The sequence below is a fragment of the Paracoccus sp. SSJ genome (assembly GCF_030234105.1).
Lineage (GTDB): Bacteria > Pseudomonadota > Alphaproteobacteria > Rhodobacterales > Rhodobacteraceae > Paracoccus > Paracoccus denitrificans.
Genome location: NZ_JASSPE010000039.1, coordinates 1 through 19,803, shown reverse-complemented (window position 1 = coordinate 19,803; position 19,803 = coordinate 1). Strand labels below are relative to the sequence as shown.

The 19,803-nt window shown below is 69.1% G+C and carries 21 protein-coding genes and 2 pseudogenes; 17 read left to right on the top strand and 6 right to left on the bottom strand.

All coding sequences use genetic code 11. The features are described from left to right. From QPR87_RS22725 to QPR87_RS22710, 4 genes and pseudogenes are all read left to right on the top strand, one after another. Positions 1 to 209, top strand: a pseudogene (locus QPR87_RS22725) (ABC transporter ATP-binding protein); the annotation flags it as partial. A 97-nt stretch (positions 210 to 306) separates the two neighbouring features. Next, positions 307 to 708 (top strand): ketosteroid isomerase-related protein, encoded by a 402-nt coding sequence (locus QPR87_RS22720; RefSeq protein WP_011748415.1) that lies wholly within the window; start codon positions 307 to 309, stop codon positions 706 to 708. Next, complete coding sequence (locus QPR87_RS22715; RefSeq protein ID WP_104494323.1) at positions 705 to 1,286, top strand: GNAT family N-acetyltransferase; 582 nt, start codon at positions 705 to 707, stop codon at positions 1,284 to 1,286. The genes QPR87_RS22720 and QPR87_RS22715 overlap by 4 nt, the downstream gene beginning before the upstream one ends. Positions 1,287 to 1,294: 8 nt before the next feature. Next, a complete protein-coding gene (locus QPR87_RS22710; protein ID WP_285051469.1) occupies positions 1,295 to 2,152 on the top strand; it encodes a carbon-nitrogen hydrolase family protein in 858 nt (285 codons plus the stop codon). A gap of 80 nt (positions 2,153 to 2,232) precedes the next feature. On the opposite strand, the gene QPR87_RS22705 is transcribed toward QPR87_RS22710, so the two are convergent. The 5 genes from QPR87_RS22705 to QPR87_RS22685 form a co-directional block, all read right to left on the bottom strand. After that, positions 2,233 to 2,721 (bottom strand): GNAT family N-acetyltransferase, encoded by a 489-nt coding sequence (locus tag QPR87_RS22705; RefSeq protein WP_285051467.1) that lies wholly within the window; start codon positions 2,719 to 2,721, stop codon positions 2,233 to 2,235. Positions 2,722 to 2,855: 134 nt separating this feature from the next. Next, entirely contained in the window at positions 2,856 to 4,358 is a 1,503-nt protein-coding gene (gene trpE / locus QPR87_RS22700) for an anthranilate synthase component I (protein ID WP_011748419.1), read from the bottom strand. Continuing rightward, entirely contained in the window at positions 4,358 to 6,316 is a 1,959-nt protein-coding gene (locus tag QPR87_RS22695) for a peptidylprolyl isomerase (protein WP_285051466.1), read from the bottom strand. Before QPR87_RS22695 ends, trpE begins: the two co-directional genes overlap by 1 nt. 125 nt (positions 6,317 to 6,441) lie before the next feature. Then, on the bottom strand, positions 6,442 to 7,617 hold the full coding sequence (locus QPR87_RS22690; RefSeq protein ID WP_285051465.1) for an aminotransferase: 1,176 nt from the start codon (positions 7,615 to 7,617) through the stop codon (positions 6,442 to 6,444). Positions 7,618 to 7,626: 9 nt separating this feature from the next. After that, a complete protein-coding gene (locus tag QPR87_RS22685; protein ID WP_285051464.1) occupies positions 7,627 to 8,340 on the bottom strand; it encodes a hypothetical protein in 714 nt (237 codons plus the stop codon). Positions 8,341 to 8,494: 154 nt separating this feature from the next. On the opposite strand from QPR87_RS22685, the gene QPR87_RS22680 reads away from it, so the two are divergent. The 13 genes from QPR87_RS22680 (at position 8,495) to QPR87_RS22620 (ending at position 19,577) form a co-directional block, all read left to right on the top strand. Continuing rightward, positions 8,495 to 9,085 (top strand): anthranilate synthase component II, encoded by a 591-nt coding sequence (locus QPR87_RS22680; protein ID WP_285051463.1) that lies wholly within the window; start codon positions 8,495 to 8,497, stop codon positions 9,083 to 9,085. After that, the gene (gene trpD / locus QPR87_RS22675; protein ID WP_285051462.1) at positions 9,082 to 10,119 is read left to right on the top strand and encodes an anthranilate phosphoribosyltransferase; all 1,038 of its coding nucleotides are present in this window, start codon (positions 9,082 to 9,084) and stop codon (positions 10,117 to 10,119) included. Before QPR87_RS22680 ends, trpD begins: the two co-directional genes overlap by 4 nt. Next, the gene (locus QPR87_RS22670; protein WP_285051461.1) at positions 10,112 to 10,780 is read left to right on the top strand and encodes a uracil-DNA glycosylase; all 669 of its coding nucleotides are present in this window, start codon (positions 10,112 to 10,114) and stop codon (positions 10,778 to 10,780) included. Before trpD ends, QPR87_RS22670 begins: the two co-directional genes overlap by 8 nt. A 9-nt stretch (positions 10,781 to 10,789) precedes the next feature. After that, the gene (gene trpC, locus QPR87_RS22665; protein WP_285051460.1) at positions 10,790 to 11,581 is read left to right on the top strand and encodes an indole-3-glycerol phosphate synthase TrpC; all 792 of its coding nucleotides are present in this window, start codon (positions 10,790 to 10,792) and stop codon (positions 11,579 to 11,581) included. After that, the gene (gene moaC, locus QPR87_RS22660) at positions 11,578 to 12,051 is read left to right on the top strand and encodes a cyclic pyranopterin monophosphate synthase MoaC (RefSeq protein WP_285051459.1); all 474 of its coding nucleotides are present in this window, start codon (positions 11,578 to 11,580) and stop codon (positions 12,049 to 12,051) included. Before trpC ends, moaC begins: the two co-directional genes overlap by 4 nt. 10 nt (positions 12,052 to 12,061) lie before the next feature. Then, on the top strand, positions 12,062 to 13,234 hold the full coding sequence (locus QPR87_RS22655; protein WP_011748428.1) for a molybdopterin molybdotransferase MoeA: 1,173 nt from the start codon (positions 12,062 to 12,064) through the stop codon (positions 13,232 to 13,234). Positions 13,235 to 13,343: 109 nt separating this feature from the next. Beyond that, positions 13,344 to 14,042 (top strand): transcriptional repressor LexA, encoded by a 699-nt coding sequence (gene lexA, locus QPR87_RS22650; RefSeq protein WP_285051458.1) that lies wholly within the window; start codon positions 13,344 to 13,346, stop codon positions 14,040 to 14,042. A gap of 124 nt (positions 14,043 to 14,166) precedes the next feature. Then, positions 14,167 to 15,324 (top strand): D-alanyl-D-alanine carboxypeptidase family protein, encoded by a 1,158-nt coding sequence (locus tag QPR87_RS22645; protein ID WP_285051457.1) that lies wholly within the window; start codon positions 14,167 to 14,169, stop codon positions 15,322 to 15,324. Positions 15,325 to 15,335: 11 nt separating this feature from the next. After that, complete coding sequence (gene tmk, locus QPR87_RS22640) at positions 15,336 to 15,935, top strand: dTMP kinase (protein WP_285051456.1); 600 nt, start codon at positions 15,336 to 15,338, stop codon at positions 15,933 to 15,935. Between the two features lie 11 nt (positions 15,936 to 15,946). After that, complete coding sequence (locus QPR87_RS22635) at positions 15,947 to 17,029, top strand: DNA polymerase III subunit delta' (RefSeq protein WP_199766765.1); 1,083 nt, start codon at positions 15,947 to 15,949, stop codon at positions 17,027 to 17,029. Positions 17,030 to 17,041: 12 nt separating this feature from the next. After that, positions 17,042 to 17,839: a TatD family hydrolase gene (locus tag QPR87_RS22630; RefSeq protein ID WP_230999290.1), complete on the top strand. Its 798-nt coding sequence runs from the start codon at positions 17,042 to 17,044 to the stop codon at positions 17,837 to 17,839. After that, complete coding sequence (locus tag QPR87_RS22625; protein ID WP_104494321.1) at positions 17,836 to 18,636, top strand: MBL fold metallo-hydrolase; 801 nt, start codon at positions 17,836 to 17,838, stop codon at positions 18,634 to 18,636. The genes QPR87_RS22630 and QPR87_RS22625 overlap by 4 nt, the downstream gene beginning before the upstream one ends. Then, complete coding sequence (locus tag QPR87_RS22620; RefSeq protein ID WP_011748435.1) at positions 18,633 to 19,577, top strand: AEC family transporter; 945 nt, start codon at positions 18,633 to 18,635, stop codon at positions 19,575 to 19,577. The genes QPR87_RS22625 and QPR87_RS22620 overlap by 4 nt, the downstream gene beginning before the upstream one ends. Positions 19,578 to 19,612: 35 nt before the next feature. Here QPR87_RS22620 and QPR87_RS22615 read toward each other — a convergent pair. Then, positions 19,613 to 19,803: pseudogene (locus tag QPR87_RS22615) on the bottom strand (ABC transporter permease); the annotation flags it as partial.

Sequence of the window (19,803 nt, the reverse complement as noted above, 5' to 3'; positions counted from 1 at the left end):
TCCGCGCCAAGTCGCAGCGCGTCTTTGCCGAGCGCATGGCCCGCTCCTCCGCCATCGTGGTCAGCCATTCCATGCCGATGATCCGCAGGATGTGCACCATGGGCGCCGTCCTGCACCACGGCCGCCTCACCCTGTGCACCGACCTCGAGGAGGCCATCAGAATGCACGAGGAAATCCTCAGGGTCCCCCCAGACACGCAGGACGAATGAGAACCAAGGGGCACAAACAGCCACACCCATCACCAAAAAGACCGACGTGACGGGGGCGGCCGGCCGCGCTAGACGAGGCGAAACCAAGGAGTTTTCGATGGATACCAAGGCCCTGATCGCCGCCTATTACGACGCCTTCAATGCCGGTCGCACCGACGAGATGCTGGGCTACCTGCATGACGAGGTCGAGCATCATGTCAACGAGGGTGGCGTCCGGCGCGGCAAGGCGGCATTCGCCGAGTTCAACGCCCACATGACCCGCAGCTATCACGAAAACCTGACCGACATGGTGATCTTCGCCAACGAGGCGGGCGACCGGGCGGCGGCGGAATTCGTGGTCAATGGCACCTATCTGGCGAACGACGAGGGCCTGCCCGAAGCCAGGGGCCAGACCTACGTCCTGCCCGCCGGCGCCTTTTTCGCCATCCGGGACGGCAAGATCGCGCGGGTGACGACCTATTACAACCTTGCCGAATGGATGCGGCAGGTCTCGGCGTGATCCGCACCGCCTGCCTGACCGGGGATGCCGTGGCGGCCGTGCTGGACGATCTGGCGCGGCTGCGCATCGCGGTATTCCGCGACTGGCCCTATCTCTATGACGGCGACCTGGATTACGAGCGCGACTATCTGCGGGCCTATCAATCCCCCGGTGCGGTGGTGGTCGCGGCCTGGGACGGCAGCCGCATGATCGGTGCCGCGACCGGCGCACCGATGGAGGATCACGCGGGCGATTTCGCCGCCGCCTTCGCCAACCGGCCCGAGCGGCTGGACCAGATCTTCTATTGCGCCGAATCGGTGCTCTTGCCCGAGTATCGCGGCCAGGGGCTGGGCCACGCCTTCTTCGACGGGCGCGAGGCGCAGGGCCGCGCGCTTGGCCGCCGCTACGGCGCCTTTTGCAGCGTGATCCGCCCCTCGGACCACCCGCTGCGGCCCGCAGGCTATCGCCCGCTGGACGGATTCTGGCGCAAGCGCGGCTATGCGCCCCTGCCCGGCGTGATCGCCAGCTTCGACTGGAAGGACATGGGCGAGGCCGAAACAACCCGCAAGCCACTGCAATTCTGGATGAAAACCCTGTGAGCCGGATCGTGAAACTCGCCGCTGCGGCCTATCCCTTCGACTGGCTGGCGGATCTGGACGCCTATCGCGCCAAGATCACCGCCTGGGTCGAGGAAGCCGCCGATTGCGACCTGCTGGTCTTTCCCGAATATGGCGCGATGGAGCTGGCCTCGCTGGGCGGGCGCGCAGTCGCGGGCGATCTGGAGGCATCGCTGCACGAGGTCGCCCGGCACGAGGCGGCGCGCGATGCGCTGCATGCCGATCTGGCGGCACGGCACGGGCTGCATATCCTTGCCGCCTCGGGACCGCATTTCGACGGGCCGCGCCCGGTCAACCGCGCGGTGCTGTTCGGACCCGAGGGGCGGATCGGCCATCAGGACAAACAGGTCATGACCCGGTTCGAGCGCGAGGACTGGGACGTGATCGGCGCGCCCGGCCTGCGGGTCTTCGACACCGCCCTTGGGCGCCTGGGCGTGCTGATCTGCTATGACAGCGAGTTTCCGCTGCTCGGCCGGGTGCTGGCCGAGGCGGGCGTCGAGATCGTCCTGGCCCCCTCCTGCACCGACACGGTGGCGGGGTTCAACCGGGTCCGCATCGGCGCCATGGCCCGGGCGCTGGAGAGCCAGTGCGTCGTCGTGCAGGCGCCGACGGTGGGCGATGCGGCATGGTGCCCGGCCATCGACGAGAATCGCGGCGCGGCGGCGATCTATGCACCCCCGGACGGGCTATGGCCGGAAAGCGGCGTTCTGGCCGAAGGGCTGATGGACGTCCCCGGCTGGGTCAAGGCCGAGGTCGACCTGGACCGGGTCGCCGAAAGCCGCCGTAACGGGCGCGTGCTGCCCTTTGCGCATTGGCCGGAAAGCGCGGCGGTGCGGGTGGCGGAGTAAGGCGGGTTTGCCGGAGGTCTGGTCAGGACGGCAGGACGGGAGAACGTGGGCGGCCCATCGCCCCTCCCTGCCAACGGGTTTCAGAGCTTGAGGGTCCAGAACTCGCGGTCAAATGTCTGGCCATAAAGCGAGATTCCGGGCGTTACCTCGGTCAGGCGAAACCCGAGCCGCGAATAGAGCCTTCTTGCATCCTCAAGGCAGCTATAGGTTTCCAGGCGCAGTTCGGCCATGCCATGATTGCGGGCGTGCCTGAGCGCCGTTTCCATCATCGCACGAGCAATGCCCTTGCCGCGGCAAGCGGGCAGAACCAGCACAAAGTTCAGGAACGCCGAATTGCCAGGACGCTCGGAAATTGCGATCGTCGCCACCGGGCCCCGGTCGACCTCTCCGATCCAGATCCGGCTGAAATCGGTCCTGTTCCTGACGAATGCCGCGAGTTTCCCGGCTATGGCGTCCCTGAACCCGCTGTCGAAGCCGAACTCGGCCGAATAGACCGCACCGTGTTGTTCGACCAGCCAGTCAAGATCTTCTTGATCGGCGATACGGATGCATGTGGTCGAATCGGTCATGGCATGCGGCCGCCATCGGCTTTCGGAAACGGAGCAAGGCGCCGGCGATGTCCGGGCGACCTCCGCCCTTGCCAAAGGTTCCTTGCAGCCGCAGCGACCGTCCACCCTGCCCGGCCAATGGCCAGGCCCGCCGCCTAGCCGTTCCCCCGCACGAATCGCGCCGCTTCTTCGGCTGCGCGGCGCAGCGCGCGGCTCTTGTTCACCGTTTCCATGAATTCGGCCTCGGGATCGCTGTCATAGACCACGCCGCCGCCGGCCTGGATATAGAGCGCGCCGTCCTTGATCACCCCGGTGCGCAGGGCGATGCACATGTCCATCTCGCCATTCGCGGCGAAATAGCCGACACCGCCGGCATAGACGCCGCGCTTTTCCGGCTCCAGTTCGTCGATGATCTCCATCGCGCGGACCTTGGGCGCACCCGAGACCGTGCCCGCCGGCATCCCTGCCAGCAGCGCCGACAGCGCATCCTCGCCTTCGTTGAGCTCGCCCACCACGTTCGAGACGATATGCATCACATGGCTGTAGCGCTCGATGGTGAACTGTTCGGTCGGGTGGACCGTGCCGATGCGCGCCACCCGGCCGACGTCGTTGCGGCCCAGGTCCAGCAGCATCAGGTGCTCGGCCAGCTCCTTCTGGTCGGCCAGCAGGTCGGCCTCCAGCGCACGGTCCTCCTCGGGCGTGGCGCCGCGCGGGCGGGTGCCGGCGATCGGACGGATCGTCACCTCGCCTTCGCGCAGCCGCACCAGGATCTCGGGCGAGGCGCCGACGATCTGGAAGCCGCCGAAGTTCAGGAAGAACATGAAGGGCGAGGGGTTGGTGCGCCGCAGCGCGCGGTAAAGCGCGAAGGGCGGCAGCGGAAAATCCATCGCCCAGCGTTGCGAGGGCACAACCTGGAAGATGTCGCCGGCGCGGATATAGTCCTTGGCCTTCTCGACCGCCGCCAGATAGGCCGGTTTCGAGAAGTTCGAGCGCAGCTCGCCGATCTTCAGGTCGTGGCCCAGGGCGCGCGGCTCGCTGGGCTGGCGGTCCAGCGCACGCAACGCCTCCATCACCCGCTCGGCGGCCTGGGCATAGGCGGCGCGGGCCGGCGTGTCCGCATCATGCCAGGCGGGCGCGCAGAGAGCCACCTCGCCCTTGACGCCGTCCAGCACGGCGACGACCGAGGGCCGCATCATCATCGCATCCGGCAGCCCCAGCGGATCGGGGTTCACGTCGGGCAGCCGCTCGACCAGCCGGATCATGTCATAGCCGAGATAGCCGAAAAGGCCGGCGGCACCCGCCGGCACGCCGTCGGGCATGTCGATGCGGCTTTCCGCGATCAGCGCGCGCAGGCTGTCCAATGCCGGGCGGTCGTCACCCGCGAATTCGTCCGAATAGCGGGCGTTGCGGTTGATGCGCGCCCTGTCGCCGCGGCATTCCCAGATCAGGTCGGGCTTCATGCCGATGAAGGAATAGCGGCCGCGGATCTCGCCGCCGGTGACGCTTTCCAGCATGAAGGAATTCGGCGCCGCCTCGGCCAGCTTCAGCATCAGGCTGACCGGCGTGTCCAGATCGGCCGCCAGCCGGATGGTCAGAAGCTGGTTGCGCCCCTTGGCCCAGCCGCGTTCGAATTCGGCGAAATCGGGGGTGATGTCCATTACTGAACCTGTGCGTTCACCGCATCCACGGCGGTCTGGTTCAGCGTCACGCCGCCCTGCACCTGAAGGGCGCGTGCGAAATAGTCGAAAACGTCCTGGCGCAGCGAATCCGCCAGCCGGGCCGAGATGCCGTCGCGGATCTGCGCGGCCTCGTCGCCCGCGGTATCGGCGGGATGGATCTTGTCCAGGGTGATCAGGAAGACCCGGTTCTCGGCATCGACCACCTCGGTCGCGCCTTCCTCGGCGATCTCGAATGCCTGGCCCACCACATCCTGCGGCACGCCGTTGATGAAGCCGCCCCGGTGCAGGTTGGTGGCGGGCGTGCCCGGATCGGGGGCGGGCCGGGCCGTTGCCGGCGCGTTGCCGGCGGTCGCGTTTGCAGCGCCGGTCGCGGCCGCGCCGAGGGCCTGGGAGGCCGGCGCGGTCGCCGCCGCCGGGGCCGGCTCGATCTCGGGCTCGGCGGCCGCCTCGGCCTGCACGCGCAATTCCTCGGCCAGAGCAAGCAGCAGGCGATGTCCCTCGTTGCGCGACCAGTCTTCCGCCACGCGGTCGCGCACGTCCTCGAAGGGGATCAGCGCCGGCGGCTCAATCTTGTCCAGCCGCATCGCGAAGACGCCGCCATCCTCGGTCTCGAACAGCTCGGGAAAGTCCTTTTCGGTCAGCTGCGCCGCGCGCTCGCGGAATTCGGGATAGGCGTCGATGCCGTTCGGATCGGCCTCGGCGCCCTGGCTCCAGTCGATCCGGCCCAGTTTCATCGGCGTGTCCTGCGCCATGTCCTCCAGGGCGGCGCCGCCGGCCAGCAGGTCGGCGAATTCGCCCGCGCGTTCCTCGATCTGGCGGCGGGCGCGATCGACCGCGGCCTCGAGCCGCAGGTCGTCCCGGGCCTGCTCGAAGGGAATGTCCAGAGGCTCAAGGATCGCATTCATCGAGAACAGCGCCGGCCCCAGGTCGGAACTGGCCGGGCCGGCGACGCCGGGCTCCTCCAGCGCAAAGACTGCCTCGCCGGCGGAGCCCAGATCGGCCCGGGCGACCTCGCCCAGGTCAATGTCGGCCAGGCTCAGCCCGCGCTCGGCGGCGAGTTGCTCGAAGGTGACCTCGCCGCTGTCGATGCGCGCCTTGGCCTCCTCGGCGGCGGCCATGGTCGGAAAGACCAGGCGCTCGACCATGCGGCGCTCGGGCTGCTGGAATTCCTCGATCCGGTCCTGATAGAGATCGCGCAGCGCCTGCTCATCGACCTCGACCTCGCCCTCCAGCATCTCGGGGGTCAGCCAGACATAGGTGATCTGGCGGATCTCGGGCGCAGTGAAACGGTCGGCATTGGCCTTGTGCCAGGCTTGCAGCGTCGTCTCGTCCGGGGTGGCGACCGGCGTGGGCAGGTCTTCGGCGCTCAGTTCGCGCCAATGGATGTCGCGGGTCTCCAGCAGCCAGCCCTGGGTCTGCGCCACCACCGGCTGGGGCGCGCTGACCCCGGCCAGCGCCGCGTCCTGCAGGATCAGCCGGGCCATGTCCATGCGCAGGTCATGCTCGAACTCGGCCTCGCGCATGCCCTCGCGGCGCAGCGCGTCGGCATAGATGGCGCGGTCGAACTGGCCGTTCAGCCCGCGAAAGGCGGCGATGCCGGTGATCTGTCCGGCCACCGCCTGGTCGCCGACCGAGACGCCCAGCCGGTTCGCCTCGGCCTCGAGCGCGGCGGCGGTGTAAAGCCGCGCCAGCGCCGCCTGGTCGACGCCGATGGTCTTGGCTTCGGCGGCGCTGATCTGCCGGCCGGTGCGGGCGGAAAACTCCTGCATCTCGGCGCGCAGGGTGCGGGCATAGTCCTGGGCCGAGATCTCGACACCGCCCACGCTGCCGATATCCGCCGTGCCGCCCGAGAAGTTGGTGACGCCGAAGCCGCCAAGCCCCAGAACCAGCATGCCCATCAGCAACCAGACGATGGTCGATTTGCCCTTGCCCCGCATCTTGTCGCCGTGCCCCGCCAAATTGTTCTTGTCAGCCAGCGCAAGTCTTTAGGGTGCCGAAGGCCCGGCGGCAAGGGCCGCGAGGCCGCACCGCCCCTCCCGCGGTTCACAATCCGGTCGGCCGGTCAGGGCCGGAACGCCTCCAGCCGGCGCATCAGCGCGGCGATGCCGTCCCGGTCGGCATTGGCAAAGGCGATGCGGACATGGCGCGCGCCCTCGGCGTCGCCCTCGGGCATGAACATGGTGCCGGGCAGCAGCAGCACCCCCGCCTCGCGCAGCAGGCGCTGCGCCAGTTCGGACGAGGGCATGTCGAACGGGTGCTCGGCCCAGGCGAAATAGGCACCGCAGCCCTTGACGCGCCAGCCCGGCAGCGCCGCCATGCCCTCGGCCATGGCCGCCCGGCGGGCAAGGATCTCGGCCCGCTCGCCCGCCAGCCAGTCGCGCAGGTTCGCCATGCCCCAGGCCGCGCCGATCTGGCCGATCTGGCCGGCACAGATCGCGACGGTATCGAGGAACTTCTCGATCTCGACCATGCGGGCCGGACTGGCGATAACCGCGCCCACGCGATGCCCGGTCAGGCGATAGGCTTTCGAGAAGCTGTAGAGATGGATCAGCACATCGCCCCAGTCGGGATCGGCGAACAGGTCGTGCGGCGCACCCTCGCGCGCATCGAAGTCGCGATAGGTCTCGTCCAGGATCAGCGCCAGCCCGCGCGACCGCGCCAGGTCGAAAAAGCCGCGCAAGGTTTCGCCCGGATATTCCGCCCCTGAGGGGTTGTTCGGACTGACCAGCACGATGGCGCTGGTGCGGGCGGTGATCAGCCTTTCGGCCTCGGCCGGGTCCGGCACCATGTCCGGGCCGCAACGCAGGGGCACGGCGCGGATGCCCTGCATGTCGAGCCACATCTTGTGATTGAAATACCAGGGCGTCGGCAGGATCACCTCGTCCCCCGCGGCGGCCAGCGTCTGGATCGCGGCGCAGAATGCCTGGTTGCAGCCCTGGGTGATCGCGACCTCTTCGGGGCGGATGGCGCCGGCATAGGCGCGCGACCATTCGCCGGCCACGGCCTCGCGCAGTTCGGGGCGGCCAAGGACGGGGCCGTAGAGATGCGCGTCGGGCCGTTCCAGCGCCGCCTCGGCCATGGCGCGGCGCAGGGGTTCGGGCGGCGGCTCGACCGGCGCGGCCTGGCTGAGATTGATCAGCGGGCGCTCGGGCGGGAAGGACAGTCCGGCGAGCCAACGCCGCGCCTCCATCACCGGCGGGCGGAAGGTCGCGGCAAGGGCGGGATTGAGCGGCAGCATGAACGGGTCTCAGTCGTTGAGGCGCAATGCGCCGAAATCGGGCGGCATGGAGAGGTCGGGGGCCGAATCCGCGGCAGGCTGCGGGGTCGCGTCCCTGCCCTGCCCCGAGCCAATCGCCGGGGCTTCCGCTGGCACGGCGGTCTCGGGCAGGGCTTCGACTTGCGGCGCAGGCTCGGACGTGACAGCCGGGCTGGCGGTCTCCTCGGTTGCCGCCCCTGTCTCGGGCATAGCGATGGCTGGCTGCGGCGGCAGGTCGGGGGCGGACGGGGCACGTTCGGGCGCGCGGTCCAGCGCCGGCACCACCACCTTGCCGGGCGGCGGCACCGGGATCGGCGCCTCGGTCGCGGGATCGGGCAGATCGACCGGGTCGGGCTCGGGCAAGGCGATCTCGGGCGCTGCCGGACCATCGGCGGGGGCCTCGGGGCGCAGGCCGACCGGATCGGCCTGCACGGGCGCGGATTCGTCGGCCGGGCGCTGCACCATAGGCGTTTCGGCCGGGCGCCGGTCGTCGGCGGAAAGCAATGCCGGCGCCTGGGGCTGCATGTCGCTGGCGCGGTCGAATTCCGATCCGGCCGGGATGGACAGCGTCTCGGCCGCCGGACCTTCTTCGGCGGAGGGCGCCTGGGGACGCGGCGGCTGCGGCAGCGCAAGCGACAGCCCGACCAGCGCCGCGCCGCAAACCAGCGCGCCATGAACCAGACCTGTCGCGAATCCCCTTGCCATGCCTCGACCGTCCCGCCCCCTGGCCGCACGCGCCCCGCGCGGTTTTTCTTGCCCCGCGGGCTTGACCCACCGCCGGGCTTTAGCCCATCTATAGCCGCAGATTTTCCAGGGTTCACCCCCCAATGCAAGGCGCCCCAGCCGGAAGGCCCAGACCATGATCCTGCTCATCGACAATTACGACAGCTTCACCTGGAACCTCGTGCATTACATGGGCGAGGCCGGGGCCGATGTCGTCGTCCGCCGCAACGATGCGCTGAGCGTCGATGAGGCATTGGAGATGGGCGCGCAAGGCATCGTGATCTCGCCCGGCCCCTGCGATCCCGCCCATGCCGGTATCATCGTGCCGCTGATCAGGGCGGCGGCCGAGCGTGGCCTGCCGCTTTTCGGCGTCTGCCTGGGCCACCAGGCCATCGGCGAGGCGTTCGGCGGCAAGGTGGTGCGCGCCAGCCGCATCGTGCATGGCAAGACCGACGCGATCAGTCATGACGGCACCGGGGTCTTTGCCGACCTGCCCTCGCCCCTGACCGCGACGCGCTATCATTCGCTGACGGTCGAGCCGGAAAGCCTGCCCGACTGCCTGCGCGTCACCGCCACCGCCGCGGACGGCACCATCATGGGGCTGGCGCACCGGACCCTGCCGGTCGAGGGCGTGCAGTTCCACCCTGAAAGCATCGCCTCGGAATACGGCCACGACATGATCCGCAACTTCCTGCGCCGCTGCTCGAACCTGGACCGCGCCGCATGAGCGCCACCACCGACATCCGCCCGCTGATCGGCCTGGCCGCCACCCGCCCGCTGACCGGAACCGAGGCCGAAGCCGCCTTCGGCGCGCTGTTCGAGGGCGCGGCCACCCCCGCCCAGATCGGCGGGCTGCTGATGGCGATGCGCGTGCGCGGCGAGACGGTCGAGGAGATGGCCGCCGCCACCCGCGCCATGCGCGCGCGGATGAACCGCATCAAGGCCCCCGAGGGCGCGATGGACATCGTCGGCACCGGCGGCGACGGCAAGGGCACGCTGAACATCTCGACCGCCACGGCCTTCGTGGTCGCGGGCGCCGGCGTGCCGGTCGCCAAGCACGGCAACCGCAACCTGTCCTCCAAGTCGGGTTCGGCCGATGCGCTGACCCATCTGGGGCTGAACGTAATGTCCACGCCCGAGATCGCGGAGGCCGCGCTGGCCACGACCGGCATCTGCTTCATGATGGCGCCGGTGCATCATCCCGCCATGCGCCATGTCGGCCCGGCGCGGGCGGAACTGGGCACCCGCACCATCTTCAACCTGCTGGGGCCGATGACCAATCCCGGCCTGGTCAAGCGGCAGTTGACCGGCACCTTCGACCGGGTCTGGAACCGCCCGATGGCCGAGACGCTGCGCGAGCTGGGCTCGGAATGCGCCTGGCTGGTGCATGGCGGCGACGGCACCGACGAGATCTCGATCGCCGAGCCGACCTGGGTGGCACAGCTCAAGGACGGCGAGATCACCGAGTTCCAGATCTCGCCCGAGGATGCCGGCCTGCCCGTCCATCCGTTCGAGGCGATCCTGGGCGGCGATCCGGCCCAGAACGCCGCGGCGCTGCGGGCGCTGCTGGACGGCGCGCAGGGGGCCTATCGCGACGCGGTGGTGCTGAACGCCGCTGCCGCGCTGCTGATCGCGGGCCAGGCGGCCGACCTGCGCGAAGGCGCCGAGATCGCCCGCGCCTCCATCGACAGCGGCAAGGCCAGGGCCAAGCTTGCCGCGCTGGCCGCCCAGGTCGGCGCGCCGGCGGACCCCAATGGCTGAGGGCATCCCTGTCCCGCACGCCTGGGCCGATCTGCCGTTCTTTCAGCAGGACTGGCCGGCCATCGCCGCCCGGCTGCGCGACCGCGACTGGCTGCCCGGCCCGGGCCGCGTCTTTGCCGCGCTGGAGCTGACCCCGCCGGAAAAGGTCCGGGTGGTGATCCTGGGCCAGGACCCCTATCCCACGCCCGGCCATGCCAACGGGCTGGCCTTTTCGGTCACGCCGGAAACCGCCCTGCCGCGCTCGCTGCGAAACATCTATGCCGAAATGCGCGAGGATATCGGTGCCGCCCCCCCGAACGGCGACCTGAGCCATTGGGCACGGCAGGGGGTTCTGCTGCTCAACACCTCGCTTTCCGTGCTGCCCAGGCAGGCCGGCGCCCATGCGAAATGGGGCTGGGAAAAGCTGGCGCGCCAAGCCGTCACCCGTGCGCAGGCCGAGCGCCCGCTGGCCTTCATCCTCTGGGGCAGCCACGCGCAAAAGGCGCTGGCAGGCCTGCCGCGTCCACAGGACCTGGTGATCGAAAGCGCGCATCCCTCGCCCCTGTCGGCGCGGCGCGGCTTCTTCGGTTCGCGCCCCTTCGGCCGGGTGAACGACTGGCTGAAGGCACGGGGCGAGCCGCCGATCGACTGGGCCCTTTCCGAAACCGCCGCCGCGGAGTAAAGCTGAGCCATGGATATTCTCGACCGCATCAAGGCCTACAAGCTTCAGGAAATCGCCGCCGCCAAGGCCGCCCGGCCGCTGGCCGGCATCGAGGCTGCGGCCCGCGAAGCCTCGCCCCCCCGCGGCTTTGCCGCCGCGCTGACCGACAAGGCCGCGCAGGGCCATGCGCTGATCGCCGAGATCAAGAAGGCCAGCCCCTCCAAAGGGTTGATCCGCCCGGATTTCGACCCGCCGGCACTGGCCCGCGCCTATCAGGCGGGTGGCGCCGCCTGCCTTTCGGTGCTGACCGACGGCCCCAGCTTTCAGGGCGCGCCGGAATTCCTGACCGCCGCGCGCGATGCCTGCGACCTGCCGGCGCTGCGCAAGGATTTCCTCTACGATCCGTATCAGGTGGCCGAGGCCCGCGCCTGGAGCGCCGATTGCATCCTGATCATCATGGCCTCGGTCGATGACACGCTTGCCGCCGAGCTGGAGGACGCGGCCCTGCATTGGGGCATGGATGCGCTGGTCGAGGTTCACGACCGCGAGGAGCTGGACCGCGCCTTGCGGCTGAAATCGCCGCTGATCGGGGTGAACAACCGCAATCTCAAGACCTTCGAGGTCAGCCTGGACACCACGCTGGAGCTGGCGCCGCATGTGCCGGCCGAGCGCGATCTGGTCTGCGAGAGCGGGCTGTTCACGCCTTCCGACCTGAACCGCATGGCCGAGGCGGGGGTCAGGCGCTTCCTGATCGGCGAAAGCCTGATGCGCCAGCAGGACGTGACCGGCGCCACCCGCAGCATCCTGGGCCTCGCGGCATGAGCCTGACGCATTTCGACGCCCAGGGCCAGGCCCATATGGTGGACGTCTCGGACAAGCCCGAGACCGCACGCGAGGCGGTGGCCGAAGGCGTGGTGATCATGGCGCCCGAGACGCTGGCGCTGGCACAAGGCGGCGCGGCCAAGGGCGACGTGATGGGCGTGGCGCGACTGGCGGGCATCATGGGCGCCAAGCGCACCTCGGACCTGATCCCGCTTTGCCATCCGCTGCCGATCACCAGAGTCTCGGTCGATCTGGCGGCCGACCCCGCCCTGCCCGGCATCCGCGTCACCGCCACGGTCAGGACCGCCGGCAAGACCGGGGTCGAGATGGAGGCGCTGACCGCCGTCTCGACCGCCTGCCTGACCGTCTACGACATGCTCAAGGCCGCGCAAAAGGACATGCGGATCGAAGGCATCCGCCTGCTGTCCAAGACCGGCGGCAAATCCGGCACGTTCCACGCCGCACCCTGAGGGGGAACCGATGATCAGCGTCGAAGAAGCCCGCACCCGCGTCCTGGCCCTTGCCCACGCACCCGAGCCGGAACAGGTCGCGCTGACGGATGCGCTCGGCCGCGCCATGATCGCGCCCGCCCTGGCGCGGCTGACCCAACCACCCTTCGACTCCTCGGCCATGGACGGCTATGCCCTGCGCTCGGCCGACCTGCCCGGCCCGTTGGCGGTAATCGGCACGGCAGCGGCCGGGGTGCCCTATCAGGGCGGGACGCCCCCCGGCAGCGCCATCCGCATCTTCACCGGCGCCCCGGTGCCCGCAGGCTACGACCGCGTGGTCATGCAGGAGATGGTCACGCGCGAAAGCGACCGCATCACCATCGCCGAGGCTGGGAACAACCTGAATATCCGCCCCAAGGGCAATGATTTCGCGCAAGGTTCCCGATTCCAGCCACAGCGCCCGCTGCGCCCCGCCGACCTGGCCCTGCTCGCGGCGATGAACGTGCCGCAGGTGACGGTCGCGCGCCGTCCGCGCGTCGCCGTGCTGGCCGGCGGCGACGAGCTGGTCCCTCCGGGCACCGACCCGGCGCCGGGCCAGATCATCAGCTCAAACGACATCGCCATCGCCGCGCTGGCCCGCGAGGCGGGCGCCGAGCCCCTCGTCCTGCCGCTGGCCCGCGACACCGAGGCAAGCCTGCGCGATCGCTTCGCCCAGGCCGAGGGCTGCGATCTGATCGTGACCATCGGCGGCGCCTCGGTCGGCGACCACGACCTGATCGGCAAGGTCGCGGCCGATCTGGGCATGGAGCGGGCCTTCTACAAGCTGGCCATGCGCCCGGGAAAGCCGCTGATGGCCGGGCGCATCGGTGCGGCCGCCATGCTGGGCCTGCCGGGAAATCCGGTTTCTGCCGTGGTTTGCGCGAAACTCTTCATGCAGCCGCTGATCCGCGCCATGCAGGGCCTGCCGCCGGGACCGGAGCCGCTGCAAGCCGTGCTGGGCCGCGATCTGGCGCCCGAGGGCGACCGGCAGCACTATCTGCGCGCAAGGCTTTCCCCCGGCGAAACCATGCCGGTGATCGAGCCCTTCCCGGATCAGGATTCGGCCCGGCTCTGGCTTCTGGCCGAGGCCGACGCGCTGCTGATCCGCCCCGCCCAGGATCCCGCCCGCAAGGCGGGCGAGCGCATGGGCTATCTTCTGCTCTGAACGATTAACCGGAAATTTACCCGAATCGTCATAAAGATTGACGCATCGGGTCGCCCGCGCTAGAACAATCAACGAACATGATGGCGGCCGCAGCAGATCGGGGCAGAACATGCTGACCAGGAAACAGATCCAGCTTCTTGAATTCATTCAGGCGCGAATGGCCCGCGACGGGGTGCCACCCTCGTTCGACGAAATGAAACTCGCGCTGGACCTGCGCTCGAAATCGGGAATTCATCGCCTCGTGACTGCCCTTGAGGAACGCGGGTTCATCCGCCGCCTGCCGCATCGCGCCCGTGCGCTGGAAATCGTCCGCCTACCCGAAAGCCTCAGCAAGGGGCCGGGCTTCCAGCCCCGCGTGATCGAGGGAACCATGCCCGACCGCCCCGCCCCGCTGCCGCGCGGCGCGATGGAGGTTTCCGTCTCGGCCATCGAACTGCCGGTGATGGGCCGCATCGCCGCAGGCGTCCCGATCGAGGCGATCTCGGAAATCTCGCATCACATCGCCGTGCCGACCACGATGCTCTCCGGCCAGGACCGCCATTACGCGCTGGAGGTGCGCGGCGATTCGATGATCGAGGCCGGGATCAACGACGGCGACGTGGTGGTGATCCGCGAACAGAACGCGGCCGAGAGCGGCGACATCGTCGTCGCTCTGGTCGATGGCTACGAGGCCACGCTGAAACGCTATCGCCGCAAGGGCAACATGATTGCACTGGAAGCGGCCAACCCCGCCTATGAGACCCGCGTCCTGCCCGAGGAGAAGGTCCGCATCCAGGGCCGGCTGGTGGGGCTGATCCGCAGCTACTAGCCTCCGCCTGCCAGGTCTCCCGCCGCGCAGCGTTCACTTGCGCGGTACAGATCGCGGGGCAGCGTTGCGACTGCTGGCCCGCTGCGCTAACCATGGGCCAAAGGCGACAGGTCAAGGATAATCCATGCGCGCTCTGACGTTTCGCATCTTCGCTCTGCTCATGGTGCTGGCGCTGCCCGCGCGGGCCTTCGACACCAACGCCCGTGCGGCCTGGGTCTATGACGTGGCGACCGGCACCGTGCTGATGGAAAAGAACGCCGACGAGCCGCTGCCGCCCGCCTCGATGTCCAAGCTCATGACGCTGAACATGCTGTTCGAGGCGCTGCACGACGGCCGCGTGGCGATGGACACGACCTTCCCCGTCTCGACCAAGGCCTGGCAGATGGGCGGGTCGAAGATGTTCGTGGAACCCGCGGATCGCCCGACTGTCGAGGATCTGATCCACGGCATCATCATCAACTCGGGCAACGATGCCTGCGTCGTCGTGGCCGAAGGGCTCGCCGGGACCGAAGAGGCCTTCGCCCGGCTGATGAACGAACGCGCCCGGCAGCTTGGCATGGCGAATTCGCATTTCGTCAATTCCTCGGGCTGGCCGGACCCCCAGCACCGGATGTCGATGCACGATCTCGGCCTGCTCGCCACCCGGCTGATCACCGAATTCCCTGAACTCTACAAGAATTTCGCCCTCACCGAATACAACTACAAGGGGCGGGTGCCCTCGAATGCGGGCAACCGCAACCCGCTGCTGCGGCTTGGAACCGGCGACTGGAAGGCCGACGGGCTGAAGACCGGCCACACGCAGGAGGCGGGCTACGGGCTTGTCGGCTCGGCCGTGCAGAGCGACCGGCGCATCGTCTTCGTCATCACCGGCCTCTCCAGCGAAAAGGCCCGGGCCGAGGAAGCCGAGCAGATCGTGAACTGGGCCTATCGCCAGTTCACCATGCGCACCATCATCCCCAAGGACGAGATCGTCATCCAGGCCCCGGTCTGGCTGGGCGACAAGGGCCGGGTCGGCCTGACCACCCGGGATGGCGTCCGGGTTCTGATCCCCGCCGGCACGCAATCCGGCGTGAAGGCCGAGGCGGTGTTCAAGGGCCCGATCGAGGCCCCGATCACCAAGGGCGACCAACTGGGTGAACTGATCGTGGACATCCCCGGCGCGGGGCAATCCCGCCTGCCGCTGCTTGCCGCCAGCGATGTCGCCCGCACCGGGGTATTCGGCCGGATCCAAAGCGCGGCCTTCCGCCTGGGCGAACGCGCGATCCAGTCGGTGCGAAACTGAAGCCGCTCCCCATGTTCATCAGCTTCGAGGGCATCGACGGATCGGGAAAATCCACCCAGGCGCGGCGGCTGGTGCAGGCGCTGACGGCGCGGGGCACCGAGGCGTTGCTGACCCGCGAACCCGGCGGCAGCGTAGGCGCCGAGGAGATCCGGCGCCTGCTGGTCGAGGGCTGCGGCGAGCGCTGGTCACCCGAAACCGAATTGCTGCTTTTCACCGCCGCCCGCCGCGACCATGTCGAGCGGCTGATCCAGCCGGCGCTGGCCCGCGGCGCCTGGGTCGTCACTGATCGTTTCGCCGATTCCAGCCGCGTCTATCAAGGGCTGGCCCGTGCCGAACTGCGCCAGTTGGTCGAGGAACTGCACCGGCTGACCATCGGCATCGAGCCCGACCGCACCTTCATCATCGATATAGACCCGGCGGTGGCGCTGGCCCGCGGCCAGGCCCGCGGCGGGGTCGAGGATCGGTTCGAGACGCTGGGCCTGGGTTTCCAGCAGAAGCTGCGCGAGGGCTTCCTGGCGCTGGCCGCCGAAGCCCCCGGACGCATCCGGGTGATCGACGGCAACGGCAGCGAGGATGAGGTGGCCGCGCGCGTGCTGGCGGCCCTGGCATGAGAAAATCCGAGATGAGCGACGCGCCGCTTCCCGAACCCGACCGCGTCCCCGGTGCCCCGCACCCACGCGATGCGGCGCGCATCATCGGTCAGGACGCCGCGGTGGCGGACTTCCTGGCCGCCGCCCAAGCGCATCGCCTGCACCATGCCTGGCTGATCTCGGGACCGCGCGGCACCGGCAAGGCCACCCTGGCGTGGAACATCGCGAAATGGCTGCTCAGCGGCGCCGGCACGCCCGACCTGACCGTGCCGCCCGACGATCCGACCATCCGCCGCATCCGCGCCTTGTCCGAACCGCGGCTGCACCTGGTCCGCCGCCCCGTCGATGAAAAGTCCTTGCGCCTGCGCGCCGAGATCACCGTGGACGAGATCCGCCGCCTTCAGGGCTTTTTCCACATGAGCGCGGCCGGGGGTGGGCATCGCGTCGCCATCATCGACGCCGCAGACGAGATGAACCAGGCCGCCGCCAATGCGCTGCTGAAGCTGCTGGAGGAACCGCCGCAGGCCTCGACCCTGCTCTTGGTCGCGCATCAGCCGGCGCGGCTCTTGCCGACCATCCGTTCGCGTTGCCGCGAGTTGCGGCTGCATCCGCTGAGCCCCGAGGACATGGGCCAGGTGCTGCACGACCTTGGGCTCGACCACGACGCGGCACGGCTCTCGGCACTCTCGGGCGGCTCGATCGGCGAGGCGCTTCGGCTCGCCGGACAGGACGGGCTGGCCGTCTATCAGCGCATCACCGGGCTTTTTGCCGATTATCCGCGCATGGACCGCCGCGCCGCCGCTGCCCTCGCCGAGATGGCCGCCGGCCGCGCGGGGGCCGAGGGCGACCCCTTCGACCTGGTCGTGACCCTGCTCGACCGCTTCCTGACCCGGGCCGCGCGCAGCGGCCTGCTGGGCGCCCCCCTGCCCGAGGCGGCCGAGGGCGAGGCCGAGGTGCTCAGCCGCATTTCCCCCGACCCGGCGGCGGCACGGCTTTGGGCGGCCGCCCAGGCCCAGCTTTCGGCGCGGGCCCGCGCCGGGCGGGCGGTCAACCTTGACCCTTCCGCGCTGGTGTTGGATATGCTGATCGGGCTTGCGAACCAGCCTGCCGTCTGACGGAACCTGCCTATGTCCGAATCCGATCCTCCCCTCCTGGTGGACAGCCATTGCCACCTGGACTTTCCCGATTTCGAGGGCGAGCAGGCCGAACTGGTCGCGCGCGCCCGGGCGGCGGGCGTCACCCGCATGGTCACGATCTGCACCCGGCTGCGCAACGAGCCCGCCGTGCGCGCCATCGCCGAGGCCCATGCCGGCGTCTTCTATGCCGCCGGCACCCATCCGATGCACGCCGCCGAAGAGCCGCTGGCCACCGTCGAGGAACTGGAGGCCCTGTCGCTTCATCCGCGCTTCGTCGGCATCGGCGAGACCGGGCTCGATTACCACTATACCGCCGACAGCGCCGCCGTGCAGGCTGAAAGCCTGCGCATCCATATCGAGGCCGCACGCCGCACCGGCCTGCCGCTGATCGTCCACTCCCGCGATGCGGACCAGGACATGGCCCGCATCCTGACCGAGGAACATCGCGCCGGCGCGTTCAACGGCGTCATGCATTGCTATACCAGCGGGCAGGAACTGGCGCGGGTGGCGCTGGACCTGGGCTTTTACCTGTCCATGTCCGGCATCGCGGCCTTCCCGCGCTCGACCGAGATCCGCGAGATCTTTGCCGCCGCGCCCGCCGACCGCATCCTGGTCGAGACCGACGCGCCCTATCTCGCCCCGCCGCCCTATCGCGGCAAGCGCAACGAGCCGGCCTATGTCGTCCATACCGCCCGGGTCGGCGCCGAATTGCTGGGCATGACCGAATACGAATTCGCAAGCCTCACCACGCTGAATTTCGAGCGGCTGTTCCGCAAGGCCGTGGCATGATCCGGGCCACCGTCCTGGGCTGCGGCTCTTCGGGCGGCGTTCCGCGGCTGGGTAATCGCTGGGGCGAATGCGACCCGGCCAATCCGCGCAACCGGCGCCGCCGCTGCTCGCTTCTGGTCGAGCGTTTCGGCCATGACGGGGCGACGCGGCTGTTGATCGACACCGGCCCCGACCTGGTGCCGCAATTGCTGGATGCGGATGTCGCCGAACTGGACGCAGTCGCCTATACCCATGCCCATGCCGACCATATCCACGGCATCGACGACCTGCGGCAGATCGTCTTCAACATGCGCCGCCGGATGCCGGTCTGGGCCGACCAGCCGACCGCCGCCGCGCTGAAGACCCGCTTCGGCTATATCTTCGAGACGCCGCCCGGCTCTTCCTATCCGCCGATCTGCGACATGCAGCCGATCCGCGGTCCCTTCGCCATCGAGGGCGCGGGGGGCAGCATCGAACTCGCCCCTTTCGAGGTCAACCACGGCGACATGAACGCGCTCGGCTTTCGCATCGGCGGGGTCGAGCAGAGCCTGGTCTACCTGCCCGACGTGCTGGCGATCCCCGAGGAAGCCTGGAGCACGATCATGGGCTGCGACGTGTTCATCTGCGACGCGCTGCGACGCATCCCGCATCCCAGCCATGCCCATCTGGCGCTGACGCTGGAATGGATCGCGCGTTCGGGCTGCGCGCGGGGCGTGATCACCAACATGCATGTCGACCTGGATTACGACGCCGTCATGCGCGAGACGCCCGAGAATGTCGTGCCCGCCCATGACGGCATGCGGATCGAGCTGATATGACCGCTCTTTTCGATGTCATCCTGCCGGTCTTCCTGGTGGTTGGCTTCGGTTACCTGGTCTGCTGGCGCAAATGGCTGACCGAGGTGGCGGTCGATGGCGTCATGCGCTTTGCCCAGAACTTCGCCCTGCCGGTGCTGCTGTTCGGCGCCATCGCCCGGCTGGACCTGGGCGCCAACTACAACCCGCTCTTGCTGCTGGCCTTCTACAGCGGCGCGCTTCTGTCCTTTGCGCTGGGAACCGGCCTCTCGATCTATTGGCTGAAGCGACCCATCGAGGACGCCATCGCCATCGGCTTCGTCTGCCTGTTCTCGAACTCGCTGCTTCTGGGCGTGCCGATCACCGAGCGCGCCTATGGACCCGAGGCGGTGCTGGCCAACTTCACCATCATCTCGGTACATTCGCCGCTGCTTTACACCTTTGGTATCACCGCGATGGAATTCGCCCGCGCGCGGGGCCAGAACCTGTCGGTGGGCGGGGTGGCGCTGCGGGCGCTGTCGGGGGTGCTGCACACGCCGCTGGTCATCGGCATCCTCGGCGGCTTTGCCCTGAACCTGCTGACCCAGGCCGGACTGGTCATGCCCGAGGGATTCTGGGCGGCGGTCAGGATGATGTCCAGCGCCGCGCTGCCGGCGGCGCTGTTCGGGCTGGGCGGTGTGCTCTATCGCTATCGCCCCGAGGGCGAGGCGCGGGCGATCGCGATGTGCTGCTGCATCTCGCTGCTCCTGCATCCGGCCGTGACCTTCGGGCTGGGCAAGCTTTTCGCACTGAGCGTCGCCGAGATGCGCTCGGCCGTGGTGACGGCCGCCATGCCGCCGGGGGTCAACGCCTATCTCTTCGCCCTGCTTTACGGGGTGGCCAAGCGGGTCGCGGCCTCGGCGGTGCTGGTGGCGACGGCGCTTTCCATGCTGACGGTCTGGTTCTGGCTCAGCGCCCTGCCCTGACATGAAAACGCCGCCCCGAAGGGCGGCGTTCGGTCTTACCCTGGGGTCAGCCCTCTGAGTTTTTCGGATCTTCTTCTGAGCATCTCGACGGTTGTGAGGAGCGCGATGGAGAAGATGACCAGCAGCGTGGCGACGGCGAGGATGGCGGGCGAGATCTGCTCGCGGATGCCGTTCCACATCTGGCGCGGGATGGTCTGCTGGTCCGGCCCGGCGATGAACAGCACCG